The sequence below is a fragment of the Dethiosulfatarculus sandiegensis genome (assembly GCF_000931935.2).
Classification (GTDB): Bacteria; Desulfobacterota; Desulfarculia; order Desulfarculales; family Desulfarculaceae; genus Dethiosulfatarculus; species Dethiosulfatarculus sandiegensis.
This window is the reverse complement of sequence record NZ_AZAC01000025.1, coordinates 1-4,591: the sequence shown is the minus strand read 5'-3', so window position 1 is coordinate 4,591 and position 4,591 is coordinate 1. Positions and strand designations below refer to the sequence as shown.

At 46.8% G+C, this 4,591-nt stretch carries 1 protein-coding gene, 1 tRNA gene and 2 pseudogenes; 2 read left to right on the top strand and 2 right to left on the bottom strand.

What is annotated here, in order from left to right; genetic code table 11:
* Positions 1 to 103 precede the first annotated feature (103 nt).
* Both X474_RS16000 and X474_RS26230 read left to right on the top strand, forming a co-directional pair.
* Positions 104 to 2,212 (top strand): DEAD/DEAH box helicase, encoded by a 2,109-nt coding sequence (locus X474_RS16000; RefSeq protein ID WP_197282146.1) that lies wholly within the window; start codon positions 104 to 106, stop codon positions 2,210 to 2,212.
* A gap of 167 nt (positions 2,213 to 2,379) precedes the next feature.
* Positions 2,380 to 2,471: transfer RNA gene (locus tag X474_RS26230), tRNA-OTHER, on the top strand.
* Between the two features lie 331 nt (positions 2,472 to 2,802).
* Here X474_RS26230 and X474_RS27630 read toward each other — a convergent pair.
* A pseudogene (locus tag X474_RS27630) lies at positions 2,803 to 3,384 on the bottom strand (methyl-accepting chemotaxis protein); the annotation flags it as partial.
* 590 nt (positions 3,385 to 3,974) lie between these two features.
* Positions 3,975 to 4,591, bottom strand: a pseudogene (locus X474_RS15990) (transposase); the annotation flags it as partial.

Sequence of the window (4,591 nt, the reverse complement as noted above, 5' to 3'; positions counted from 1 at the left end):
GGCTGCTTAACTGCGTGTCCACAAAATAGGGGGAAGATCAGAGTTTTCAGATGCGCTCCAAGCTGATTTTGAGATTTCGGAGCTACTCGGACACAAACAAATTTTGGTTGTCACACCCGAAAAGCTCGTTTACGTTTTGCGCCACACCCCAGAGTTGGCATCCCATGTCGGATTGCTTGTTTTTGATGAAGGGCATCAGTTCGATAGTGGTACGAGGGGAATCACCTACGAGTTACTTTTAACATCATTACGCTCCATGATTAACGACGATACCCAAAAGGTATTGATCTCCGCAGTAATTAGCAACGCTGGTGCTGTGGGAGAATGGTTGAATGGGGAGTCAAATGTTGTTGAAGGAACCAACCTATATCCAACATTCAGGTCTATCGGTTTCGCAAGTTGGCTAGATAGGCTTGGCAGAATTGAATATGTTGATTTGCAAAATGCTGAAAAAGGGGAATTCTTCGTTCCCAGGGTCTTAGAACGATTCAAACTTGCTCGAAAGCCAAGAGAGAGACTAGATAGATTTTTTCCGCAGAAAAAGGCTAACGGAGAGGAAGATGGGCAGGCGATTGCCCTTTATCTTGGTCTCAAATTAGCCCCAAGTGGTGGCATTGCAATTTTTTGTGGCAGAAAAGATACTGCAGCTGGTATCTGCGCGAAGGTAGTTGATGTAATTGAGCGAGGTATACCTCTGCCTCTGCCTTCAGACTTTTCAGATCAGGAGGAGATTGTTAGGCTACGCACATTGCATATAGCAAATCTTGGAGATAATGCCCCTGCATCAGAAAGTGCTGCCCATGGTATCTTTTCGCACCACGGTAACACCCCACATGGCATCCGGCTAGCGGTCGAGTTTGCAATGCGTGAGAACCTTGTGCGTTTTGTAGTCTGCACATCCACTTTGGCACAAGGAGTAAATCTTCCTATCCGCTACCTAATAGTGACCAGTGTTTATCAGGGCATGGAGCGCATCAAAGTACGCGATTTCCATAATCTGATAGGCAGGGCTGGTCGCGCAGGGATGCATACCGAAGGTAGCATTTTATTTGCCGATCCCATTTTGTATGACAAAAGAAAAGATCGCAGTGAAAAGTGGAGATGGAATCAAGTCAAAACACTTTTAGAACCAAGTAATTCAGAGCCATGTATAAGCAATTTATTGTCTATTTTCGATCCGATTCTAAATAACGATAAAAAGATCCGCATCAATATGGAGGCTATGGATTTTGCCAAAGCCTATATCAGCAATCCCGAGGAGGTCTCCAAATATGCTGTTAAAATTACAAAGCTGCATGGTGATAAAGGGTTTACCCTGGCAGGTGTTGAGAGTCAGATTTCATGGAAAATCAGCCTTATTTCGGCTATAGAGAGTTTTCTGCTATCTCATTGGGACGAGTCTAAAGATGGCTTATCCGAATCAGATGTAATCAACCTGACTGAGGCAACATTAGCTTTTTCTCTTGCTGACGAGAAAAATCAAGAAAACATACGCAATCTATTCAGACTCCTAGCAGAAAATATTGTCAACAAAATATCCGATCCTGATGTTAGGAGAGTCTTTGGCAGAACTCTTTACGGAATGCAAGATGCCCAATCAATCCAGGGTTGGGTTCAAGAAAATATCACTCAGCTTCTTTCGCTTAATTCAGCAAAGGAATTCTTGGACTTAGTCTGGCCGCTGTTAGCAACCCATATCCACAACAAGGTGTTCCAAAAGTTTGACAACCCAGATGTTTTGAAAGAGATCGCAGGACAATGGATTGCAGGCAAACCTTTTTGTGATCTTCTTGAGACCATACACCAGCGTGGTGCCAAAATGATCTGGGGCTCTAAACGGCATGAATTCAAAATTGATCATGTAGTCGAAGTCTGCGAAGGAGCACTGGCATATGATGGGGCTCTTCTAATCGGTGCATTGTGTGAGTTTATTGAGGCACTCGAACAGGAAGAGACCAGCGAGTTGCTAAGCTCCCTTCAGCTATTCCAGAAGCGCCTCAAATATGGACTACCTACGGAGACAACCATTGCCTTATACGAGCTTGGTCTTTCTGATCGTGTCATTTCACAGGACTTAGTCAATACGCTCGAAATAACAGTCCGTCGGAAGTATGAAATTGTCAAAGCCCTACAAGAAAACGAAGATGCTGCCATGGATGTGATTGAGAAATACCCAGCCTACTTTCAGGAACGAATAGAGGCTTTACTGTAGGAGTGAGCGGTCCAGGTGAAATGTCCTCATACGCGTCCTGCTCTCAACATCCTTTCTGAGAGGGAATCTGAGAGGGACTTTTTCTGGAAAACCCGGAAAATCGCTGCCCAGCTGGAAAATCTGTTATCTTAAATGTTAAGTAGTTGCAGTAAGTTGCCGAAATGTGAGGAGGTCGGCAAACTCTTCGGGTGTGCCTTCAAATCCGGTGTACCGTCTGAGGAAGGCGGTAGGTGGGTTCGATTCCCATGCACTTCCGCCATAATAAAAAACAAGGGGTTACGCCTGAAGGCGTAGCCCCTTTGGTTTTATTGCTCACACAATTTACGTCCGTTTTTACGTCTTTCTATTGAGCTTATTGGGCAGCAGTCCTTTGTGCTGTGATTGATCAACCTGCCCTATGAAACCCCAGGAGAGCAACCCATGCGTTTGACCATGCTGATCCTTATATCTGCCCTGCTGGTTCGTTTTTTGGTGTGTCGCCAGCAAGCCGTTTAAGACTGGGTCTAGAAACCACTTTCCAATAGTTTGGTCTCTCCCTCGGCGTGGCGTTCTTCCTTTATATCGATGGCGGCCTGTGAACCACCGCCGGTAATGAAGTTTTCGAGGCTGGCCACCGCCCGGTTTATCTCCTCGATTCCCAAAGACTGCTCCTGGCTGGCGTTGGTGATGCTTTCAAGCATCTGAGCCACCTCGTTGATACTCTTCACCATCCCACCAAAGGTTTGATTAGTTTGTTCGACCAGGCTGCTACCTTCATCTATGCGCCTAATGGTGTCTTCTATCAGGCTGGCAGTGTTTCTGGCAGCCTCCGCAGCCCGCATTGCTAGATTGCGTACTTCGTCGGCCACCACTGCGAATCCGGCTCCCGCTTCACCCGCCCGGGCGGCCTCCACTGCGGCGTTAAGGGCCAAAAGGTTGGTCTGGAAAGCTATCTCATCAATGGTTTTAATGATCTTGCCCGTCTCTTGGCTTGCTTCGCTCAGGCCGCTCATGGAGTTGGTCAGACCGTCCATGGCGGAGTTGGCCTGGCTCACGGTCTGGTCCGCCGCTTTCATCATTTGATTGGCTTCACCGCTGGCCTTTGCATTTTGCTTGGTGAGACCGGACATCTGCTCCAAAGCTGCACTGGTCTCTTCCAGTGTCGCGGCCACATTGGAAAGGGTTTCGTCTAAACGCCGGGTGGTGTCGATATTGGTCACAACCTCCACATGGCCCAGAACATTGCCTTTGGGATCAGTAATATAAGTTGTGTCTACCTGCATCAGTGTGCTGGGTGCATCTGGGTATTCCTGGTTGTAATTTGTGCGGGGTCTTCCATCACGCAAACTCTCCACACCGCATTTGTCGGTCCCGCATATATCCGCTTTCCAGTTGGAGCAATGCTTACCCAAACAGGTTTTCTTGTCCAGGTTTTGCATAGCCAGAAGGGACTCCGTAACCTTGTTTATGAATACCCAGTTCATGTTCACATCTGTGGTGGTGATGGGCATCTCCAACGCATCTAGTGAACCTTCCAGGTAATAAACGTACCTTTGCAGCCTGGACACCATAAAATAGATTGCCAATCCAGTTGCTACAACAGCAGTGAAAGCAATAGCTAAGGATATGGGCCCGCTCCAGGGAAGCAAGCCAATGTATTGTAAAACCGCCAATATGGCCGTCACCAAGCCAGATATGCTCAGCAGTAGCCCGATCCTTACCTGCAGATTATGATTAGGCACAGATATACTCCCGATCTTCCCCCTATTTTGTTGACACGCAGTTAAGCAGCCATTTTGATGACCTCATACTGTTCGGGGTTCATATACCCCAAAGACGAATGTCTACGGCTGCGGTTGTAAAAGACCTCTGTATATTCAAAGATGTCGGCTTTAGCCTGCGTTTTTGTTTGATAATCTCTATGCATCACTAATTCCGTTTTCAGGGAATGAAGCCAGCTTTTCGGTCATGCGGCTTGACATTGACCAGCCCACGATCATCTTGGAATAAAAATCCAAAATGGCAGCCAGATACAGCCAGTCTTCACGGGAGGGGATACAGGTAATATCTGCAAGCCATTTTTGGTTAGGAGCTTCTGCGTCAAACTTACGCTGCAAAAGATCGGGGTTAACCGGGTGATTGCGGTTGGAATTTGTAGTGGCTTTGTATTTTCTTTTCTGCTTGGCTTTAATGTTGTTTTTACTCATTAAACGGGCCACTTCTTCATCTTGCGGTTTCAGCTTCCCCTTTCCGGGAAATGCATGCTCAGAATTATCCTCGAATAGCTTTTTCCAACGGCCAAGCACTGTTTTGTCTATCCCAAGGTCCCTGGCTGCTTGAGAAATGCTAAGCCCTCCCTCAAAAATTAGTGATACCGCCTCCAGTTTGAATTCACGGCTA